Genomic DNA, 19580 nt, shown 5'->3' with positions numbered 1-19580 from the left:
AAGAGAAACCTACCGAAAGACGAGCTTGTTTTAATGCGATAATCCCCTCTTTTTTACTGCTTTGACTTTCTCCGGTGTAAAACAGATTATTCATAGGCTCCTGTAATTTACCTCATAAGCATTCTGACCTGAATAAAGAGGGAAGTTATGTATACCCTGAATAAAAATAATGTCGCATTGGCTTGTCTTATTTCCTGTTTACTGGCAACTCCTGTCTTCGCGAGTGCTGAAGGCCAGTCGGACGCAAAGCCTGTTAAATTACGCTACACGTTATGGGACCGTAATCAACTCCCTGGCGAACAACAGCTCGTTAATGAATTTGAAAAAGACAACCCCGGAATTAAGGTCGAAATTGAACTAACTCCTTATGACCAATATTTTATCAAACTCAGTTCAGCAGTCGGTGGAAATGTAGCACCGGATGTATTCTGGATGAACATGCCTAATTTCCAGCAATATGTGAAAAATGGCATGCTGGAACCACTGAGTAATTATCTGAAAGATAAATCAGCGCCGAAACTGGATGATTTTGTTAAAAGCTCAGTCGATGCCTACCAATACCAGTCGCAACAATATGCCATCCCAAGGGATATTGATGCAATTGCCGTCTGGTACAACAAAAAAGTGTTCGATCAGGCTGGTGTGAGTTATCCCGATAAAAACTGGACGTGGAACGATCTAAAACAAAAATCAGATCAGTTACGTAAAGGGCTGGATAAACTGTCTTATCCACTGGCAATGGAATTCAGCAGCGGACAGGATAGTTACTTTAACCTGCTATTACAGGCCGGGGATAAGATTGTACTACCTGAGGGCAAAACGGATGTTGCCAATGACAAAGCTATCGCCGTCTATCGCGATGTTCAAGGCATGCTGAACGCGGGACTAATCCAACCGCCAGGCGAGATGGAAGCCTCAGACGTCTTCCAGTCAAACCGGGTAGCCATGGTCTACGCAGGCTCATGGTGGGCATTACCCTTCTCTCAAAATGAGCTGATTAAGGATCACATCGGCGTAGTGCCAATGCCAAAAATGGCAGAGCAGGCAGGTGTATCCCATAGTCTGGCATTTGCTATGTCAGCCAAAAGTCAGCATAAAGATGCGGCGTGGAAGTTCATTGAATTCATGAGCTCTGAGCATGCGCAGCAGACTCTGGCTACGGGAAAAGTCGTGATCCCGGCTAACCAAAAAGTGGCCAAAGAGTGGGCTGAAGGCTTTAAGGATATTGATGTTTCAGCCTATATCGATTCGTTGGCTTTCTCACATAAATATCCAACCGCAGGCTCCAATACCGCTAAGTGGAATAGCATCCTGAATGATGGCTTGAAAAAAGTGTGGACGGGTACTGACCCAGAGAAAGTCATACCTGGTGTTGCTAAACGCGTTGAACGAGAAATGCAGAAATAATCCTGAGGGAGCCATGCTCCCTCTCGCTTTCGCCCGCGCAATATATTTTGGTTGCACAGTGAGCATCCCGGAGTCTGTATGAGCTATTCAGATGAAGCTGCATCCCCACAATTACCGGCCAGAGAGGCGCAAAAAAAATCCCTGACCAAGCTGGAAAAAGAAGAACGCTTCTGGGGATGGATAATGATTATGCCGTTACTGGCGGGATTAATTGTTTTTTACTTTACTCCATTCTTCCAGAACGTTTTTTATAGTTTCACCGACCTGGGCGAGTTTCAGATCTGGACGACGATCAGCTTAGATAACTATATTAATTTATTCAGCGATGATGAGTTTCGTTCAGCAATATATAACACCTTGGCCTATGTTTTTATTTGCGTACCGATAATCACCGTTTTGTCATTACTGCTCGCAATTGGCCTGAATCAGGCGATTCGCGGTCAGTGGTTGTTTCGCACGCTGTTATTTCTGCCCGCTGTCACTATGCCTGCGGCCATTGCTATGGTCTGGCAGTGGTTGATGAACCGAAACTTCGGCTTAATTAATCAGATCCTGGCCTTTTTCGATCTTCCGGCCATCGGTTGGTTATCCGATCCCGATGTCGTCCGCCTGAGCGCCTCGTTGGTTATCATCTGGTCGGCTATTGCGCTAAAGATGATCATTCTGCTCGCTGGATTGCAGGGGATCCCCAAACAAATTTATGAAGCGATGTCGCTGGATGGCATCAGCAAATTGCGTGGATTCTGGTCTATTACCTTACCGCTAATGATCCCCACGCTGTTTTTCGTACTGGTGATCTCTTTTATCGAAACGCTGCAAATTTTCGATGTGGTTTATCTGCTGTTTGGCAGTTCATCCATGGTGGACGATCAGACGATGACTATCGCCTATCTCTTCTATAAATACGCCTTTATCTACCATGAAAAAGGGTATGCCTCAGCGATCGCCGTGGTGATTTTCGTTATCACGATGGTCCTGACGCTGCTGCAAATATGGATTGGTAAACGACTTAAAGCACAGTGAGGCAACCACGATGTTCATGACTAAACGTGAAAAATGGCTAATTTACGGCTTGATGATCCTCGCGACGCTGGTAACTGTGGTTCCCTTCATCTGGATGATCATCACCTCTTTTAAAACCCAGGCAGAAAGCATCGCCTTTCCGCCGATCCTGCTACCTGCCAACCCAGGGTTTCAGGCTTACGGTAAAATCTTGCATGAAATGCCTTTTGGCAGCTTTTACTTTAACTCGATCGTCTCCACGCTGGTCATCGTCATTTTGCAGACGCTGATTGCGGCAATGGCAGCGTACGGTTTCTCCCGACTGCGTTTTAAAGGGCGAGATGTCCTGTTTATGCTGTGTATTTCAATTCTGATGGTGCCCGGTCAGATCTTTTTAATCCCACAGTTTTTAACCGTTGAAAAAATCGGTTTGCTGAACTCAATTCCTGGACTGGTGCTACCGGGTTTATTCAGCATATATAGCGCCTTTTTATTGCGTCAGTTTTTTCTGTCAGTACCTAAAGAACTGGAAGAGGCAGCCATTATGGATGGGTATAACCATCTGACTATTTTCTTCAAAATTATGCTGCCATTAATTAAACCAGGGCTGATTGCCTGCGTCATTATTAACGGATTGTGGAGCTGGAATAACTTAATGTGGCCGCTGATCGTCAACACCTCCATGGATAAAATGACATTACCGGTGGGGTTAGCCTCACTTTCCGGACGCTCAGGCGTGGAATATCCGATGTTAATGGCGGGCGCATTGCTGGCGATTATCCCGATGTTGTTACTTTATATCTTCTTCCAGCGCTATTTTATTCGCGGCATCGCTGGTGCCGGAATTAAAGGATAAGGGGCAGTGTTATGTCAGGTATTCAATTACAGGCAGTAAGCAAAGTCTATCCCAATGGCTTCCAGGCGATCCATGGCGTTGATCTTGAAATCCACGATGGCGAATTCATGGTGTTTGTCGGGCCATCAGGCTGCGCCAAATCAACGCTGCTGCGCATGATTGCAGGTCTGGAAGATATCACTCATGGTCATATCGCAATCGGAGAGAAGTGCGTCAACGACCTGCTACCAAAGGAGCGAGGCGTTGCCATGGTCTTCCAGAATTATGCCCTCTATCCCCACATGACGATTTATAAAAATATGGCATTCAGTCTGTTAGGGAAAATGAGCAAAGAAGAGATTGATATCCGCGTACGGGAAGCTGCACACAAGCTGGAAATAGAGACATTACTCGATAAAAAGCCCGGCCAACTTTCGGGCGGTCAATGTCAGCGCGTTGCCGTTGGCAGGGCCATCGTGCGTAAGCCAGACGTTTTTTTGTTTGATGAGCCGCTTTCCAACCTGGATGCAAAGCTGCGTGTTTCAATGCGCGTGCGGCTGACAGAACTGCATCGACAACTGCGTCACGAAGGCGTGAGCGCAACCATGGTGTACGTCACGCACGATCAGATTGAAGCGATGACGATGGGAGACAGGATTTGCGTTCTTAATGGCGGTCGTATTATGCAGGTGGATACCCCAGGAAATATCTACCATCACCCCAGGAATAAATTTGTTGCTGGTTTTATTGGTAATCCGGCAATGAATATTATGCTGCTTGATATTGAACCCGGTACTCGTGGTCTGCGCCTGGCTGATAATTTAATCCTGCCATTAAATACACGCTTGAGTAACCTACTGGAGCAATATCCGCACTCCAGCGTCTGGTTCGGCATCCGGTCAGAGGCCATTCAGTTAGCCTCGCAGCATGACGTCTCTGCGTTCGATGCGCACATTACCAACGTAGAAAGGATGGGCAACGAAGACCTTCTGCATTTTGATATTGGTGAGCAACATATGATCTTACGTATTAACTCCTCACCCGACTGGGCCCCTCTTCCCGGCGAATCTATCAAAGTGAAATTTAATCTGGAAGCCGCCTTTTTGTTTGATAAAAAACATGAAGAAAATTTGGCCTGACCGTTATTCAGGCTAAGTGAAAAATGAGAGGTTTATATGTGTGCGAATAAAGTGACCGTATTAGTGGTAGGGGCTGGTGCGCGCGGAGAAATATATGCTCGCTATGCGCTTGAACATCCAGACAGAATGCAGGTAGTAGGCGTTGCTGAGCCCAGAGAGGCGTATCGCCAGCAGTTTGTCGCACAGCATAAGATTGCCCCAAATAACGTATTTTGCGACTGGCAAGAGGCTGCGGCCCAACCCAAAATGGCCGACGTAGTACTTATTTGCACGCAGGATAATATGCACAAAGATCCTGCCGTGGCGTTTGCCAATCTCGGCTATCACATTCTGCTGGAAAAACCGCTCGCCCCTACGCCAGAAGATTGCCGGATCATTATTGATGCGGTTAAACGCAACAACGTATTACTGGCCGTCGCGCACGTCCTGCGGTACACCCGCTATACGCAAAAGCTGAAATCACTGCTTGATGATGGCGTAATTGGCGATATTGTCAGCATGCAGCATCTCGAACCCGTAGGCTACTGGCATCAGGCGCACTCGTTTGTACGTGGTAACTGGCGCAATGAAGCAGAATCGTCATTTATGTTATTACAGAAATCCTGTCATGATTTGGACTGGATCCGCTACATCATGGGCGACAACTGCAAGGACGTAGGATCATTTGGCAGCCTGAGCCACTTTGTGAAAGAGAATCAGCCTGCTGGCGCCGCCGACCGCTGCCTTGATTGTCAGGTTGAAGCAACCTGCCCCTGGTCTGCCTGCAAAATTTATCTGGGTGAAAACCACAAATGCACTCCTCACTTCCGTCGGGTGCTGACTGCAGATCCCAGCGAAGAAAATGTCCGCCAGGCGCTGCGCGATGGGCCTTATGGTCGCTGCGTTTATCGTTGTGATAATGATGTGGTGGATCATCAGGTTGTTAACTTACGTTTTGCCCACCAGCAGACGGTGACCTTTACCATGACCGCATTTACCAAAATGGAAGATCGAAAAACGCGCCTGTTTGGCACCAGAGGTTATCTGGAAGGTGATGGCGAGCAGATCCGGGTGTTTGATTTCCTGACAGACAAAGAAACAGTGCATCAGATCGAGGAGATCGCCGCTGGAACACAAACACAGATGGGGGGACATGGTGGTGGCGATTACTACCTGATGGATCGCTTTATCCATGCAGTGATGGCCAACGATCAAAATATGATCCTTTCTGGCCCGGATGAGTCACTGGAAAGTCACTTAATGGTCTTTGCCGCAGAACGCGCTCGCAAGGAAAACAGTCTGGTTACGCTGTGAAGCCGGAGGAGATGAGGCATGTTTTACGGTGTTGATATTGGTGGAACCAAAACTGAAATTGTCGCTTTTGATAAGGAAATGCAGGTTTGCTGGCGCAAGCGCGTCGCCACGCCAGTCCAGGATTATGAACTCTTTCTTTCGACCTTTACTTCACTTATTGATACCGCCGACTGGGCGACGGGAACGCAAGGAAAAATTGGCATCGGCATGCCCGGTCTCATGGACAGACATACCGGAAAATTACTGTCATCTAACGTGCCCTGCCTGACCGGACGTCAGGTGATGAACGATTTAGCTAACCGCCTCAATCGTTCGGTTGAGCTGGACAATGACTGCTGCTGTTTTGCACTCTCGGAAGCTCATACCCAGCAGGCTCGCCAGTTCTCCAGAATTTTTGGTGCCATCATTGGCACCGGCATGGGCGGAGGATTAGTCATTGACGGTCAGTTGTATCGGGGTCGCAACCGGATGGCCAGTGAGTTTGGCCATTTACCGCTTCCAGCAACGTTTATGCGCCGCTATCATTTACCGGAACTGAAGTGCGGTTGTGGCTTACAAGGGTGTCTGGAACGCTATCAATCCGGCCCCGGTTTACTGTGGCTCCACAAACACTTCAGCGGAGAACAACTCAAAATGGAGACCCTGCTGGAGCATTATCGTCATGGCAATGCCAGCGCCGTTACTACCATGGAAGCATGGATTGATATGTTGGGTTGTACGCTGGCGCAATTGCAGTTGATTCTGGATGTCGATGCTTTTGTTCTCGGCGGTGGGGTTTCCAACATCGAAGAAATTTATACGTTGCTGCCGCAGGCCATGTCACGTTATTTGTTCCCGGGATTAGAACCTGCCCGCGTATTCCCGGCCATCCATGGCGCATCCAGCGGGGTTCGTGGTGCCGCATTGCTGCTGGTTGAACAGGGTACGCAGACCCATTAAAAAACTGCTGGCGGGGGAATCTCGCCAGCAATTTCAGTTATTCATCCGCAATCACCACATCCACCCCAAGCTGGATTAACGTCCGGTGATAATTTTCTGGGATCCCGCTGTCGGTAATCACCCGGTCAATCCCGCTGATTTCGCTAATCATACAGAAACTTTTGCGGCCAAACTTGCTGGAGTCAGCGACCACCGTGACCTCCTGCGCAACTTCACACATTACCTGATTCAGATGTGCTTCTCCCGGATGTGGCGTGGTAATACCCGCTTCCAGGCAGAATCCGTCAACGCCTAAGAAAAGCTTATCAAACCGGTATTGTCTAAGCTGGTGTTCTGCTGAAGGGCCATACAATGAATAGACGCTTTGCCTGACATTCCCTCCCAGAATCATGACGTCTACGCGCTCAAAATTCGCCAGTTCCCATGCAATGTTGAGCGCATTGGTCATCACCACCAGATCGCGGCGATTTTTTAACATAGGAGGAATGAGCGTGGTGGTCGAACCGGAATCGAGGATTAACGTGTCACCATCTTTCACAAAGCTGGCCGCTTTTTCGGCAATACGCGTTTTCACATCGCGATTCAGCCGGTCCTTATCCTGCAAAGGCCGGTCAAGGGCAAAGTGCTGATTGAGAACCGCCCCGCCGTAGGAGCGCATGACACATCCCTTCTGTTCCAGATAACGTAAGTCGTTGCGGATCGTAACCGATGACACACCAAAATGGACGCTCAGTGGCTCGACACGAACGCTACCCTGATCGCATAGCAGATCAATTATTTGCTCGCGACGTCTTAAGTTATCCAGCATTTCTATTGCTCCATCAAATATTCATGTTGTTTTGTTTTAGCGCTTTAGCACTTTCGTTTTCTTTTGAATATATTACATCAGAAGCAATAAGGTGAATTTGTGCGCACTGGCCCAGCGTTGAATTTAACAAAAATTGACTATTTTCTTTCGTTTTAGCAAATCGAAACGAAGAAAACCGAAAAAATGAAAAGACTCAAAATGGGTAAGATGCGAGAAAGAGGCGGGAAGCATGCGAAAAAACGAAAGCGAGCTACTAAAAAAGCTCGCTTATGGTTTGTTTTTGTTTAATTGAAAGGGATCACATTTTTGAATTTTAGAGCGGGACTACTCAACAATGATCACTTCAACACCGCTGCGGCGTAGTTCCTGCAAGCTCTCCTCTGGGATGCCTTCATCAACAATGATGGTATGGATCCTCTGGGTATCAATGATCTTATGCAGGCTGGAGCGGTTAAACTTCGTCGAGTCGGTAACGACAATGATACGTTCAGCCACTTCACACATCCGACGGTTGAGACGCGCCTCATCTTCGTTGTGCGTGCTAACACCACGCTCTAAATCGATAGCATCAACGCCAAGAAACAGCATGTCGAAGTGATAATTTTGTAGCGACTGCTCAGCCTGATCGCCATAAAACGATTGTGACTGACGACGCAAATGACCGCCGGTCATCAGCAGCTCAACCCCTTCGGCTTCCAATAACGCATTGGCGACATTCATACCGTTGGTCATAGCAATGACATTAGTATGCTGGCGCATCAGGCGGGCAATTTCATAGGTCGTGGTGCCGGAGTCAAGGATCACGCGGTGTCCCGGTTGAATTAACTCTGCGGCGGCTCTGGCAATACTGCGTTTTACTGCCGTATTAAGTGAACTCTTATCTTCTACAGAAGGCTCCACAACAGGCGCATTGCTCTCGCATATTAGCGCTCCGCCATAGGCACGTACCGCAATCCCCTGCTTTTCCAGAAAGGCGAGGTCGTTGCGAACAGTGACCGTGGAGACGCCAAAAAATAAGGAAAGATCGTTAACCTGAACGCTTCCCTGCTGCCGTAACCGCTGGATGATCTGCTCACGTCTTTCGCTGGTGCCAATAACGCGCTTGTCTGCAGAGGACTCGGTGTTACTCATAAGAAATCCTTTAGTTAAACCTTTCGTTTTATTTCGTTTTGTCTATTAACGCCTTTCTTTTGCGCGAATGCAAGCCCCGCAAGCAGGGAAGAGCCGGACGAACTTACGCTGAAACCTTTCATTGTGTTTCTTTTGTGAAACAGATCGGAAAACTATTATCTTTCGTTTTATTTTTATAACACCATGATGCAGTATTAAATGAAACAAAACGAAAGATTGATGTCGCAGTAATCTGACCTGGAGAGGAAAGTGAAACATCTAACTAAAATGGTCGAGCAGCATAAACGGGGGAAGGCAAACGGGATTTATGCCGTTTGTTCCGCGCATCCAATCGTATTGGAAGCCGCAATACGCTACGCCCATGCAAACCATACACCGCTGTTGATCGAAGCAACCTCTAATCAGGTTGACCAGTTTGGCGGCTATACGGGTATGACACCAGCCGATTTTCGCAGTTTTGTCTGCCGTTTAGCCGACTCGCTTGATTTTTCTCAGGATATGCTGATTCTCGGCGGAGACCATCTCGGGCCAAACCGTTGGCAAAATCTGCCTGCGGAACAGGCAATGGCCAATGCAGACGATCTGATCAAGAGCTATGTCGCCGCAGGCTTTAAAAAAATCCACCTCGATTGCAGCATGTCTTGTGCTAACGACCCGGTTCCACTGACGGATGAAATTGTCGCTGAGCGCGCCGCACGTCTGGCAAAAGTCGCCGAAGAAACCTGTATGGCACATTTTGGCGAGTCTGACCTGGTCTATGTGATTGGCACAGAAGTGCCGGTTCCAGGTGGCGCTCACGAAACGTTAACCGACCTGGCGGTAACAACGCCCGATGCCGCACGCGCAACGCTTCAGGCTCACTATCACGCCTTTGAAAAGCACGGTCTGGAAGGTATCTGGCCGCGTATTATCGCCCTGGTGGTGCAACCTGGCGTTGAATTCGACCACACACACATCATTGATTATCAACCACAGAAAGCTGTGGCACTCAGCAAAATGGTGGAAGACTACGACACACTCGTGTTTGAAGCGCATTCTACCGATTACCAAACGCCACAGTCCTTGCGCCAACTGGTGATAGATCACTTCGCTATCCTGAAAGTGGGACCTGCGTTGACCTTCGCTCTGCGTGAAGCACTGTTTTCACTGGCCGCGATTGAAGAAGAATTACTGCCTGCAAAAGCTTGTTCAGGCCTACGACATGTGCTGGAAAGCGTGATGCTTGATCGCCCAGAGTACTGGCAGAGCCACTATCACGGTGATGGCAACGCACGCCGTCTGGCTCGCGGATACAGCTACTCCGATCGTGTTCGTTACTACTGGCCGGACAGCCAGATTGATGAGGCATTCGAACGTCTGGTACGTAACCTGGCGGATGACCCCATTCCACTGCCGCTGATTAGCCAGTATTTACCCTTGCAGTACGTAAAAGTGCGCGAGGGAGATCTCAGCGCCACGCCGCGAGAACTCATCATTAACCATATTCAGGACATACTGCAGCAATATCACTGCGCCTGCTTGGGTGCTCCAGCTCGTAACGCATAACAAAAAAGAGAAAAATACCATGCCAAACATTGTATTAAGTCGCATTGATGAACGTCTGATTCACGGTCAGGTTGGTGTGCAATGGGTCGGGTTTGCGGGGGCAAACCTGGTGCTGGTCGCTAATGATGAGGTGGCTGAAGATCCAGTGCAGCAAAACCTGATGGAAATGGTACTGGCAGAAGGGATCGCCGTACGCTTCTGGTCACTACAAAAAGTGATCGACAATATTCACCGTGCCGCCGATCGCCAGAAAATTCTGCTGGTCTGCAAATCGCCTGCGGATTTCTTCCGTCTGGTCGAAGGCGGTGTTCCTGTTAACCGTATCAACGTTGGCAATATGCACTACGCCAACGGCAAACAACAAATCGCCAAAACGGTTTCTGTAGACGCTGCCGATATTACGGCGTTCAACGGGCTCAAAGCCGCTGGAGTGGAATGCTTCGTTCAGGGCGTTCCAACAGAACCCGCCCAGGACCTCTATAAACTTCTCTGAGGGATTCACAATGGAAATCAGTCTGTTGCAGGCTTTTGCGTTGGGTATTCTCGCCTTTATTGCAGGCCTGGATATGTTCAACGGGTTAACGCACATGCACCGCCCAGTTGTTCTCGGGCCGCTGGTCGGCCTGATTCTGGGCGATCTGCATACCGGTATTTTAACAGGTGGTACGCTGGAACTGGTGTGGATGGGTCTGGCCCCACTGGCAGGAGCTCAGCCGCCAAACGTGATTATCGGCACTATCGTGGGAACCACGTTTGCCATAACGACCGGAGTGAAACCTGAAGTTGCCGTAGGTGTGGCGGTACCGTTCGCCGTAGCAGTACAGATGGGGATTACCTTCCTGTTCTCTGTGATGTCCGGGGTGATGGCTCGCTGCGATCGCATGGCAGCGAATGCCGATACAGCCGGGATTGAGCGGGTCAACTATCTGGCGTTGCTCGCGCTGGGGACCTTCTACTTTTTATGCGCGTTCCTGCCAATTTACTTTGGCGCGGAACATGCCAAAACCGCGATAGATGTTCTGCCGACGCGTCTGATTGACGGCCTCGGCGTGGCAGGCGGCATCATGCCAGCTATCGGCTTCGCCGTACTGCTGAAAATCATGATGAAAAACGTCTATATCCCCTACTTCATCCTGGGTTTTGTCGCCGCAGCCTGGCTCAAACTCCCTGTGCTGGCAATCGCCGCCGCAGCACTGGCAATGGCGCTGATCGATTTTCTGCGTAAATCACCTGAACCTACAGCTCCCGCAGCACAAAAAGAGGAATTCGAAGATGGCATCTAATCAAACGGCTCTGCCGAACGTTTCCGAAACCGAAGAAACGCTGCTGTCCGGCACCAATGAAAACGTCTACGAAGACCAGAATATCGGTGCCGAGCTGACGAAAAAAGATATCAACCGTGTTGCCTGGCGTTCAATGCTGTTGCAGGCCTCTTTTAACTACGAACGTATGCAGGCATCAGGATGGCTGTACGGCCTGTTACCTGCTCTGAAAAAGATCCACACCAATAAGCGCGATCTGGCGCGTTCGATGAAAGGCCATATGGGCTTCTTCAACACGCACCCATTCTTGGTCACGTTTGTTATCGGGATTATCCTGGCGATGGAACGCTCCAAGCAGGATGTGAACAGTATTCAAAGCACCAAGATTGCCGTGGGTGCACCACTTGGCGGTATCGGTGATGCCATGTTCTGGTTAACGTTACTGCCTATTTGCGGCGGTATCGGGGCCAGCCTGGCGCTGCAAGGCTCTATTCTTGGCGCTGTTGTCTTTATTGTTATGTTCAACGTGGTTCATCTTGGTCTGCGCTTTGGGCTGGCACACTATGCTTATCGAATGGGCGTTGCTGCCATCCCGCTGATTAAAGCTAACACCAAAAAGGTTGGACATGCGGCATCCATCGTTGGGATGACGGTGATCGGCGCGCTGGTAGCGACCTATGTTCGCCTGAGCACTACGCTGGAAATCACTGCTGGCGATGCAGTGGTGAAACTGCAAACAGATGTGATAGACAAGCTGATGCCTGCTTTTTTACCGCTGGTCTACACATTAACCATGTTCTGGCTGGTCCGCCGTGGCTGGAGTCCTCTGCGCCTTATCGCCATTACCGTGGTGCTCGGCGTCGTAGGTAAGTTCTGTCACTTCCTGTAAACATAAGGGGTTGTAGATGTTAGGTATTATTTTGACGGGTCATGGCGGGTTTGCCAGCGGAATGGAAAAAGCGATGAAACAGATTCTGGGTGAACAATCACAGTTCATCGCCATCGACTTTCCGGAAACCTCAACCACCGCCTTACTCACATCGCAGCTTGAACAGGCGGTGAGTGAACTGGATGCGCAGCAAGACATCGTGTTTCTGACAGACCTGTTAGGCGGGACACCATTTCGCGTCGCTTCCACCCTGGCCATGCAAAGGCAAGGCACCGAGGTGATCACTGGCACTAATCTGCAACTACTGCTGGAAATGGTGCTGGAGCGCGATGGCCTGACCAGCGAAGCATTTCGCTTGCAGGCGCTGGAGTGCGGGCATCGTGGTTTAACTAGCCTGGTGGACGAACTGGGACGCTGTCGTGAGGAAAAGCCCGTTGAGGAAGGGATATGAGACAGCTACTTCGCGCCAGACGTCTACTGACCGAACGGGGCTGGCTGGACGATCATCAAATACACATTGAAGACGGCATCATTGCAGAAATAGAGCCAATCCCCTCCGGCGTTATGGTCCACGATGCAGAGCTGCTTTGTCCGGCTTACATTGATATCCACGTGCACGGCGGTGCGGGCGTCGATGTGATGGATGAAGCACCGGATACGCTCGACAAACTGGCGATGCACAAAGCACGTGAAGGGGTAGCCAACTGGCTACCCACTACCGTCACCGCTCTACTACCAGATATTCGCAAGGCGCTTGAGCGTATCGCCCATCGTTATCATTCCGGAGGGCCCGGCGCACAGGTGCTGGGCAGTTATCTTGAAGGCCCGTACTTTACGCCGCAGAATAAAGGGGCGCACCCGCCTGAGCTTTTCAGGGAACTGGAACTCAGTGAACTGGATGAACTGATTGCGATTTCCCAGCAAACATTGCGCGTCGTTGCGCTGGCACCAGAAAAACCCGGTGCATTACAGGCCATCGAACATCTGAAGCAGCACAACGTACGGGTGATGCTGGGACACAGCGCTGCTACCTGGGAACAAACCCGCACGGCCTTTGACGCCGGTGCTGACGGACTGGTGCACTGCTATAACGGTATGACCGGCTTACATCATCGGGAGCCAGGAATGGTTGGCGCAGGGTTAACCGACCCTCGCGCCTGGCTGGAACTTATCGCTGACGGACACCATGTTCACCCAGCGGCCATGAAGCTCTGCTGCTGTTGCGCCAAAGACAGGCTGGTGCTGATCACCGATGCCATGCAGGCTGCAGGAATGCCAGACGGGCGCTATACGCTCTGCGGTGAGGAAGTGGAAATGCACAGTGGTATTGTGCGTACCGCTTCCGGTGGTCTGGCTGGTAGCACGCTCTCAGTTGATGCCGCCGTACGTAATATGGTCGAGCTCACCGGGATAACGGCAGAAGAGGCAATTCATATGGCCTCTCTCCACCCCGCACGTCTGTTGGGTATCGATCGCCACCTGGGATCGTTAGCAGTGGGAAAACGTGCCGACGCGATCGCGCTTAATAGCGGGCTGCATTTACAACAGATCTGGATTCAGGGTCAGGCTCTCCCCCTTTGACCTTTCATTTTGTCTCGTGTTGGCCTGCGATCTTCGATCGCAAGGCCTTTCTTTTCCTTTCGCTTGAGTAAATACCTAACCATCATACAACAAGCGTACTTCTTATAGATCAATAAGATAATCATTCCTTTCGTTCTCACGATCACAAATTTCGTTTTATTTCATTTTGGATCATTGCTCTTTCGATTTCTTTCATATAGATTTGAATCAATCGACAAGATGAACAAGTGAAACGAAACGAAAGATAGCGACATTCTTGCCAGCGTCTTATGTGGAATTTACAAGACTAAGGACTTAAGTTATGCCAGAAACCTATACCCCTGTTACCGCGGTAACGGGCACCTGGACCGAAGAAGAGATCCGTCAACAACCTGCCAGTTGGATCCGTTCCCTTACGAATATCGACAACATTCGCTCTGCCATTGACAGCTTTCTCGCACCATTACTGCGCAAAAACGATCTGCGGATCATACTGACTGGGGCCGGAACATCAGCATTCATTGGCGACATCATCGCCCCCTGGCTGGCAAGCTATACCGGTAAAAACATCAGCGCTGTGCCAACCACCGATCTGGTCACTAATCCGATGGATTACCTGAATCCCGCACATCCGCTGCTGCTCATTTCTTTCGCTCGCTCAGGAAACAGCCCTGAAAGTGTTGCGGCAGTGGAACTGGCTAATCAGTTTGTACCTGAGTGCTATCACCTGCCAATCACCTGCAACGAAGCAGGTAGCCTCTATCAAAATGCAGTCGCAAGCGACAATGCCTTTGCTCTGTTGATGCCCGCAGAGACACATGACCGTGGTTTCGCCATGACCAGCAGCATTACCACCATGATGGCCAGCTGCCTGGCAGTATTCGCCCCGGAAAAAATCAACAGTCAGACCTTCCGCGACGTGGCCGATCGGTGCCAGGCGATTCTGACTTCACTGGGTGATTTCAGCGACGGCGTATTTGGCAATGAACCCTGGAAACGGATCGTTTACCTCGGTAGCGGTGGATTACAGGGAGCAGCGCGGGAATCGGCACTGAAAGTCCTGGAACTGACAGCAGGCAAACTGGCCGCATTCTATGACTCCCCTACAGGCTTTCGTCACGGTCCAAAGTCGCTGGTTGATAACGAAACGCTGGTAGTGGTCTTTGTTTCCAGCCATCCCTATACACGTCAATACGATCTCGATCTGCTGGCAGAGTTACGCCGCGATCGGCAGGCATTGCGGGTTGTCGCGATTGCCGCACAAACCCATGAGGCGATTGAAGCTGGCCCACATATTCTGCTGCCACCAGCACGCTCTTTCATCGATATGGAATTGGCATTCTGCTTCCTGATCTACGCCCAGGTCTTTGCTTTGACGCAATCCATCAATATCGGCAATACACCGGATACGCCTTCTGCCAGCGGCACTGTGAACCGCGTTGTACAGGGCGTTGTTATTCATCCCTGGAACGCCTAAAAGGATCGTTTTATGAGCATTATTTCCACGAAATACCTCCTGCTGGATGCCCAAAAAAAGGGTTATGCCGTACCCGCCTTTAACATTCATAACGCCGAGACGATCCAGGCGATCCTTGAGGTGTGCTATGAAATGCAATCGCCGGTGATCCTTGCCGGAACACCGGGCACCTTTAAGCATATCGCGCTGGAAGAGATCTACGCGCTGTGCAGCGCTTATTCCACCAGCTACGGTATACCGCTGGCGCTGCACCTCGATCACCATGAGTCGCTGGACGATATCCGTCGTAAAGTGAATGCAGGAGTGCGCAGCGCAATGATCGACGGCAGTCACTTTCCGTTTGAAGAAAACGTGAAGCTGGTGAAATCCGTTGTGGATTTTTGCCATGCCAAAGATTGCAGCGTGGAAGCTGAGCTGGGCCGCCTCGGTGGCGTAGAAGATGATATGAGCGTGGATGCGGAAAGCGCCTTCCTTACCGATCCACAAGAAGCCAAACAGTTTGTTGAGCGTACCGGCGTAGACAGCCTTGCCGTAGCCATCGGCACTGCACACGGGTTGTATACCAAAACGCCCAAAATCGATTTCCAACGGCTGGGTGAAATTCGTGAAGTGGTGGATATTCCGCTGGTACTACATGGCGCAAGCGATGTTCCTGACGAATACGTCCGCCGCACGATCGAGCTTGGCGTGTGCAAAGTTAACGTCGCTACTGAACTGAAAATCGCTTTTGCCGATGCGGTCAAGGCGTGGTTTGCGGAGAATCCGCAGGGCAACGATCCTCGCTATTACATGCGGGTCGGTATGGATGCGATGAAAGAAGTCGTGCGAAGTAAAATCACTGTATGCGGGTCAGCAAACCGCTTATTAATCAGTGAAACTGCCGCTCAGTCTTAAGCTCTGTGTTAGCTTATGGCCATACCCTTGTCGGTTTGGCCATCAACAATCGGGCTTACTCTCCCTGTTGTTCCAGTGCGTGCTTATACAGCGCATTCTTTTTCACGCCGTGGATTTCAGCGGCCAGCGCGGCGGCCTTTTTCAGCGGCAGTTCTGCCTGTAATAAAGCCAACGTACGCAGCGCATCGGCAGGGAGATCGTCTTCCTGCGCTTTATGCCCTTCGACAATCAGCACCATTTCACCTTTACGACGGTTTTCATCTTCCTTGACCCACGCAAGCAGTTCGCCGACCGGTGCGCCGTGAATGGTTTCCCAGGTTTTGGTCAGCTCGCGCGCCAGCACCACGTAACGGGATTCGCCCCAGACGGCAACCATGTCTTCCAGGCTATCCAGCAAGCGGTGGGTAGATTCATAAAAAATAAGCGTACGCGGCTCTGCCTCAATGGCTTTCATCGCATCACGACGCCCTTTCGATTTGGCAGGCAGAAAACCTTCATAGCAAAAGCGGTCTGAAGGCAAACCAGCAGCGCTTAGGGCAGCAATCGCCGCGCAAGGGCCCGGCAGAGGAACAACGCGGATCCCCGCTTCGCGACAGGTGCGCACCAGATGGTAGCCAGGATCGTTAATCAGCGGCGTTCCGGCATCGGAAACCAGCGCAATGTTTTGCCCTTCTTTGAGTTTCGCCACCAGCGTTTCCGCTTTTTGTTGCTCATTGTGATCGTGTAACGCGAACAAACGGGCGTTAATCGCGAAATGTTGTAACAATAATCCTGTATGACGAGTGTCTTCAGCGGCAATCAAATCAACGGCTTGTAAAACTTCGAGCGCTCGTTGGGTAATATCAGCCAAATTTCCTATAGGAGTAGGTACAATAAAGAGTTGGCCTTGAGAATTATCCGCCGATTCGTGTTGTTTCATTGTGTCGTCCGTATTGCCGATTTAATATTGAGCATTGAGTAAAAAAATATCACTGGATACAGTATGGTACCCTCAACATTTTCTCGTTTGAAAGCCGCGCGCGCGCTACCAGTCATTCTGGCAGCACTGATTTTCGCAGGCTGTGGCACCCAGGCGCCAGACCAGAGTGCAGCCCATATGCAGGGCACTGCACAGGCTGATTCCGGCTTTTATCTGCAACAAATGCAGCAAAGCTCAGATGATAGCAAGACCAACTGGCAATTACTCGCCATTCGTGCACTGCTGAAAGAAGGCAAGAACCAGCAGGCTAGCGAGCTGTTCAACCAGCTGCCGCAGAAACTAAACGACACTCAGCGTCGTGAGCAGTCTCTGCTGGCCGTCGAGATCAAGCTCGCACAGAAAGATATCGCTGGCGCTCAGGCCCTGCTGGATAAACTCACTCCTGCCGATTTCGATCAAAACCAGCAGGCCAGATACTGGCAGGCGCAAATCGACGTCAACCAGGGTCGCCCATCGTTGACACTACTGCGCGCCCTGATCGCTCAGGAACCGCTGCTGTCCGCGAATGCTAAGCAGAAAAACATCGATGCCACCTGGCAGGCGCTGTCATCCATGACCCAGGAGCAAGCACAGGCACTGGTCATCAATGCGGATGAAAACGTGCTGCAAGGCTGGTTGGATCTCCAGCGCGTCTGGTTCGATAACCGTAACGATCCAGACATGATGAAAGCCGGTATTGCGGACTGGCAGAAACGTTATCCGCAAAACCCGGGCGCAAAAATACTGCCAACGCAGTTGGTTAACGTCCAGAGCTTTAAGCCCGCCTCCACCAGCAAAATTGCGCTGCTGCTGCCGCTGAACGGTCAGGCCGCTGTATTTGGCCGGACTATTCAGCAAGGCTTTGAAGCGGCAAAAAATATGGGTACTCAACCCGTAGCGGCCCCTGCGGTAGCTGCGCCTGCTGCGGATACAACATCTGCGACGACCACAGAACAGCCGCAAACGACTGACGGCGTTGCCAGCCCTTCTCAGGCGTCAGTCAGCGATCTGACTAACGAGACGCCAGCACAGCCAGAAACACCTGCTGCGCAGCCCGCAGCACCCGCTCAGCCAACAACCGCCAGCGCACCGGCGAATCCATCAGCAGAGCTGAAAATCTACGACACTTCATCACAGCCTCTGAACCAAATTCTGACTCAGGTTCAGCAGGATGGTGCCAGCATCGTGGTTGGTCCGCTGCTGAAGAACAATGTTGAAGAGCTGATGAAAAGCAATACGCCATTAAACGTGCTGGCACTTAATCAGCCGGAGTCGGTGAAAAACCTGCCGAACGTCTGCTACTTCGCTTTGTCGCCAGAAGATGAAGCGCGCGACGCCGCGCGTCACATCCGCGATCAAGGAAAACAGACGCCGCTGTTGTTGATCCCTCGGAGTTCATTAGGCGATCGCGTTGCCAACGCCTTTGCACAGGAATGGCAAAAGCTGGGCGGCGGCGTAGTGTTGCAGCAGAAGTTTGGCTCCACCGTCGAGCTGAAAATGGGCGTAAACGGCGGCTCGGGAATTTCCCTGACGGGCAGCCCGGTAGCCTCCTCTGTACCTGCGCAACCTGGCGTGACGATTGGCGGCCTGACGATTCCGGCTGCGCCCACCGATGCGCAGATCACCGGCGGCAGCGGCCGTGTTGATGCCGTGTATATTCTGGCGACGCCGGAAGAAATTGCCTTTATTAAGCCGATGATCGCTATGCGTAACGGCAGCCAGAGCGGAGCGACGCTGTACGCCAGCTCCCGTAGCGCGCAGGGAACTGCTGGCCCGGATTTCCGTCTGGAGATGGAAGGCTTGCAGTACAGCGAAATACCGATGCTTGCAGGTGCTAACGCTCCTCTCATGCAGCAGGCGCTTGGCGCGGTTCGTAACGACTACTCACTGGCACGTATGTATGCGATGGGCGTCGATGCCTGGTCACTTGCCAACCACTTCTCGCAAATGCGTCAGGTACAGGGTTTCGAAATTAACGGCAACACCGGGGCCTTAACCGCAACGCCGGATTGTGTGATTAACAGGAAGTTATCATGGCTCAAATACCAGCAAGGACAAGTCGTCCCCGCCAGTTAACGAGTAAACAGACCGGTGACGCGTGGGAATCCACCGCGCGTGACTGGCTGCAAAGCAAGGGACTGCATTTTATCGCCGCCAACGTGCGTGAACGTGGCGGCGAAATCGACCTGATAATGCGTGAAGGCAGCACCACCGTCTTTGTTGAAGTCCGCTATCGGCGCTCGGCCCAGTTTGGCGGCGCAGCGGCGAGTGTGACCCGGAGCAAACAACACAAATTATTACAGACCGCCCGCTTGTGGCTTGCGCGCCACAATGGGAGTTTTGATACTGTGGATTGCCGGTTCGATGTGTTAGCCTTCACCGGAAATGATGTTGAGTGGTTTAAGGACGCGTTTAACGACCGCTCATAGTTGAAGATTCAG

At 50.9% G+C, this 19580-nt stretch carries 19 protein-coding genes; 16 read left to right on the top strand and 3 right to left on the bottom strand.

The genetic code is table 11. The features are described 5' to 3' along the window. Positions 1–147: 147 nt before the first annotated feature. From OGV85_RS18405 to OGV85_RS18380, 6 genes are all read left to right on the top strand, one after another. Positions 148–1407: an ABC transporter substrate-binding protein gene (locus OGV85_RS18405; RefSeq protein ID WP_286553814.1), complete on the top strand. Its 1260-nt coding sequence runs from the start codon at positions 148–150 to the stop codon at positions 1405–1407. A gap of 78 nt (positions 1408–1485) precedes the next feature. Then, positions 1486–2430: a carbohydrate ABC transporter permease gene (locus tag OGV85_RS18400; RefSeq protein WP_003840012.1), complete on the top strand. Its 945-nt coding sequence runs from the start codon at positions 1486–1488 to the stop codon at positions 2428–2430. Positions 2431–2440: 10 nt separating this feature from the next. Beyond that, positions 2441–3265 (top strand): carbohydrate ABC transporter permease, encoded by an 825-nt coding sequence (locus tag OGV85_RS18395; protein WP_003024907.1) that lies wholly within the window; start codon positions 2441–2443, stop codon positions 3263–3265. Between the two features lie 11 nt (positions 3266–3276). Continuing rightward, the gene (locus OGV85_RS18390) at positions 3277–4383 is read left to right on the top strand and encodes an ABC transporter ATP-binding protein (RefSeq protein ID WP_003024911.1); all 1107 of its coding nucleotides are present in this window, start codon (positions 3277–3279) and stop codon (positions 4381–4383) included. A gap of 36 nt (positions 4384–4419) precedes the next feature. After that, positions 4420–5676, top strand: a complete 1257-nt coding sequence (locus OGV85_RS18385) for a Gfo/Idh/MocA family protein (RefSeq protein WP_003840006.1) — start codon at positions 4420–4422, stop codon at positions 5674–5676. 18 nt (positions 5677–5694) lie between these two features. Beyond that, positions 5695–6615, top strand: coding sequence for an ROK family protein (locus OGV85_RS18380; protein ID WP_003844861.1), 921 nt, complete (start codon positions 5695–5697; stop codon positions 6613–6615). A gap of 37 nt (positions 6616–6652) precedes the next feature. Here OGV85_RS18380 and agaR read toward each other — a convergent pair whose 3' ends face one another. Next, positions 6653–7423, bottom strand: coding sequence for a transcriptional repressor AgaR (gene agaR, locus OGV85_RS18375; RefSeq protein ID WP_003024920.1), 771 nt, complete (start codon positions 7421–7423; stop codon positions 6653–6655). 324 nt (positions 7424–7747) lie between these two features. Further along, on the bottom strand, positions 7748–8554 hold the full coding sequence (locus OGV85_RS18370) for a DeoR family transcriptional regulator (RefSeq protein WP_061548596.1): 807 nt from the start codon (positions 8552–8554) through the stop codon (positions 7748–7750). A 249-nt stretch (positions 8555–8803) separates the two neighbouring features. Here OGV85_RS18370 and kbaZ point away from each other — a divergent pair, with 249 nt between their 5' ends. The 8 genes from kbaZ (at position 8804) to kbaY (ending at position 16181) form a co-directional block, all read left to right on the top strand. Further along, positions 8804–10099: a tagatose-bisphosphate aldolase subunit KbaZ gene (gene kbaZ, locus OGV85_RS18365; RefSeq protein ID WP_008320556.1), complete on the top strand. Its 1296-nt coding sequence runs from the start codon at positions 8804–8806 to the stop codon at positions 10097–10099. 19 nt (positions 10100–10118) lie between these two features. Continuing rightward, positions 10119–10592 (top strand): PTS N-acetylgalactosamine transporter subunit IIB, encoded by a 474-nt coding sequence (gene agaV / locus OGV85_RS18360; RefSeq protein ID WP_003024925.1) that lies wholly within the window; start codon positions 10119–10121, stop codon positions 10590–10592. A 10-nt stretch (positions 10593–10602) separates the two neighbouring features. Continuing rightward, positions 10603–11382, top strand: a complete 780-nt coding sequence (agaW, locus tag OGV85_RS18355; RefSeq protein ID WP_003839998.1) for a PTS N-acetylgalactosamine transporter subunit IIC — start codon at positions 10603–10605, stop codon at positions 11380–11382. Next, complete coding sequence (gene agaE, locus OGV85_RS18350) at positions 11372–12250, top strand: PTS N-acetylgalactosamine transporter subunit IID (RefSeq protein ID WP_003024929.1); 879 nt, start codon at positions 11372–11374, stop codon at positions 12248–12250. The genes agaW and agaE overlap by 11 nt, the downstream gene beginning before the upstream one ends. 16 nt (positions 12251–12266) lie before the next feature. Then, positions 12267–12701: a PTS galactosamine/N-acetylgalactosamine transporter subunit IIA gene (gene agaF / locus OGV85_RS18345; protein WP_003024930.1), complete on the top strand. Its 435-nt coding sequence runs from the start codon at positions 12267–12269 to the stop codon at positions 12699–12701. After that, the gene (nagA, locus tag OGV85_RS18340; protein WP_286553812.1) at positions 12698–13831 is read left to right on the top strand and encodes an N-acetylglucosamine-6-phosphate deacetylase; all 1134 of its coding nucleotides are present in this window, start codon (positions 12698–12700) and stop codon (positions 13829–13831) included. Before agaF ends, nagA begins: the two co-directional genes overlap by 4 nt. A gap of 301 nt (positions 13832–14132) precedes the next feature. Next, on the top strand, positions 14133–15287 hold the full coding sequence (locus OGV85_RS18335; protein ID WP_003839993.1) for an AgaS family sugar isomerase: 1155 nt from the start codon (positions 14133–14135) through the stop codon (positions 15285–15287). Positions 15288–15299: 12 nt separating this feature from the next. After that, entirely contained in the window at positions 15300–16181 is an 882-nt protein-coding gene (kbaY, locus tag OGV85_RS18330) for a tagatose-bisphosphate aldolase subunit KbaY (protein WP_003024936.1), read from the top strand. A 55-nt stretch (positions 16182–16236) separates the two neighbouring features. Here the strand turns inward: kbaY and rsmI are convergent, their stop codons facing one another. After that, positions 16237–17100 (bottom strand): 16S rRNA (cytidine(1402)-2'-O)-methyltransferase, encoded by an 864-nt coding sequence (gene rsmI / locus OGV85_RS18325; RefSeq protein WP_003024942.1) that lies wholly within the window; start codon positions 17098–17100, stop codon positions 16237–16239. A 63-nt stretch (positions 17101–17163) separates the two neighbouring features. On the opposite strand from rsmI, the gene OGV85_RS18320 reads away from it, so the two are divergent. Next, positions 17164–19215 (top strand): penicillin-binding protein activator, encoded by a 2052-nt coding sequence (locus OGV85_RS18320; protein ID WP_061548598.1) that lies wholly within the window; start codon positions 17164–17166, stop codon positions 19213–19215. Continuing rightward, complete coding sequence (locus OGV85_RS18315) at positions 19173–19568, top strand: YraN family protein (RefSeq protein ID WP_003024946.1); 396 nt, start codon at positions 19173–19175, stop codon at positions 19566–19568. The genes OGV85_RS18320 and OGV85_RS18315 overlap by 43 nt, the downstream gene beginning before the upstream one ends. Positions 19569–19580 lie beyond the last annotated feature (12 nt).

This window comes from Citrobacter sp. Cf132, assembly GCF_030333885.1.
Classification (GTDB): Bacteria; Pseudomonadota; Gammaproteobacteria; order Enterobacterales; family Enterobacteriaceae; genus Citrobacter; species Citrobacter freundii.
The sequence above is the reverse complement of the archived record's forward strand: the minus strand, read 5'-3'. Positions and strand labels throughout refer to the sequence as shown.

Excerpts from the sequence above, each read along its gene's own strand:
- rsmI (WP_003024942.1), bottom strand. The coding sequence starts at position 17,100 with ATGAAACAACACGAATCGGCGGATAATTCTCAAGGCCAACTCTTTATT.
- OGV85_RS18335 (WP_003839993.1), top strand. The coding sequence starts at position 14,133 with ATGCCAGAAACCTATACCCCTGTTACCGCGGTAACGGGCACCTGGACC.
- agaR (WP_003024920.1), bottom strand. The coding sequence starts at position 7,423 with ATGCTGGATAACTTAAGACGTCGCGAGCAAATAATTGATCTGCTATGC.
- OGV85_RS18395 (WP_003024907.1), top strand. The coding sequence starts at position 2,441 with ATGTTCATGACTAAACGTGAAAAATGGCTAATTTACGGCTTGATGATC.
- agaF (WP_003024930.1), top strand. The coding sequence starts at position 12,267 with ATGTTAGGTATTATTTTGACGGGTCATGGCGGGTTTGCCAGCGGAATG.
- OGV85_RS18385 (WP_003840006.1), top strand. The coding sequence starts at position 4,420 with ATGTGTGCGAATAAAGTGACCGTATTAGTGGTAGGGGCTGGTGCGCGC.
- OGV85_RS18370 (WP_061548596.1), bottom strand. The coding sequence starts at position 8,554 with ATGAGTAACACCGAGTCCTCTGCAGACAAGCGCGTTATTGGCACCAGC.
- agaE (WP_003024929.1), top strand. The coding sequence starts at position 11,372 with ATGGCATCTAATCAAACGGCTCTGCCGAACGTTTCCGAAACCGAAGAA.
- OGV85_RS18400 (WP_003840012.1), top strand. The coding sequence starts at position 1,486 with ATGAGCTATTCAGATGAAGCTGCATCCCCACAATTACCGGCCAGAGAG.
- OGV85_RS18315 (WP_003024946.1), top strand. The coding sequence starts at position 19,173 with ATGGCTCAAATACCAGCAAGGACAAGTCGTCCCCGCCAGTTAACGAGT.
- OGV85_RS18390 (WP_003024911.1), top strand. The coding sequence starts at position 3,277 with ATGTCAGGTATTCAATTACAGGCAGTAAGCAAAGTCTATCCCAATGGC.
- OGV85_RS18405 (WP_286553814.1), top strand. The coding sequence starts at position 148 with ATGTATACCCTGAATAAAAATAATGTCGCATTGGCTTGTCTTATTTCC.
- OGV85_RS18380 (WP_003844861.1), top strand. The coding sequence starts at position 5,695 with ATGTTTTACGGTGTTGATATTGGTGGAACCAAAACTGAAATTGTCGCT.
- kbaY (WP_003024936.1), top strand. The coding sequence starts at position 15,300 with ATGAGCATTATTTCCACGAAATACCTCCTGCTGGATGCCCAAAAAAAG.
- nagA (WP_286553812.1), top strand. The coding sequence starts at position 12,698 with ATGAGACAGCTACTTCGCGCCAGACGTCTACTGACCGAACGGGGCTGG.
- OGV85_RS18320 (WP_061548598.1), top strand. The coding sequence starts at position 17,164 with ATGGTACCCTCAACATTTTCTCGTTTGAAAGCCGCGCGCGCGCTACCA.
- agaW (WP_003839998.1), top strand. The coding sequence starts at position 10,603 with ATGGAAATCAGTCTGTTGCAGGCTTTTGCGTTGGGTATTCTCGCCTTT.
- agaV (WP_003024925.1), top strand. The coding sequence starts at position 10,119 with ATGCCAAACATTGTATTAAGTCGCATTGATGAACGTCTGATTCACGGT.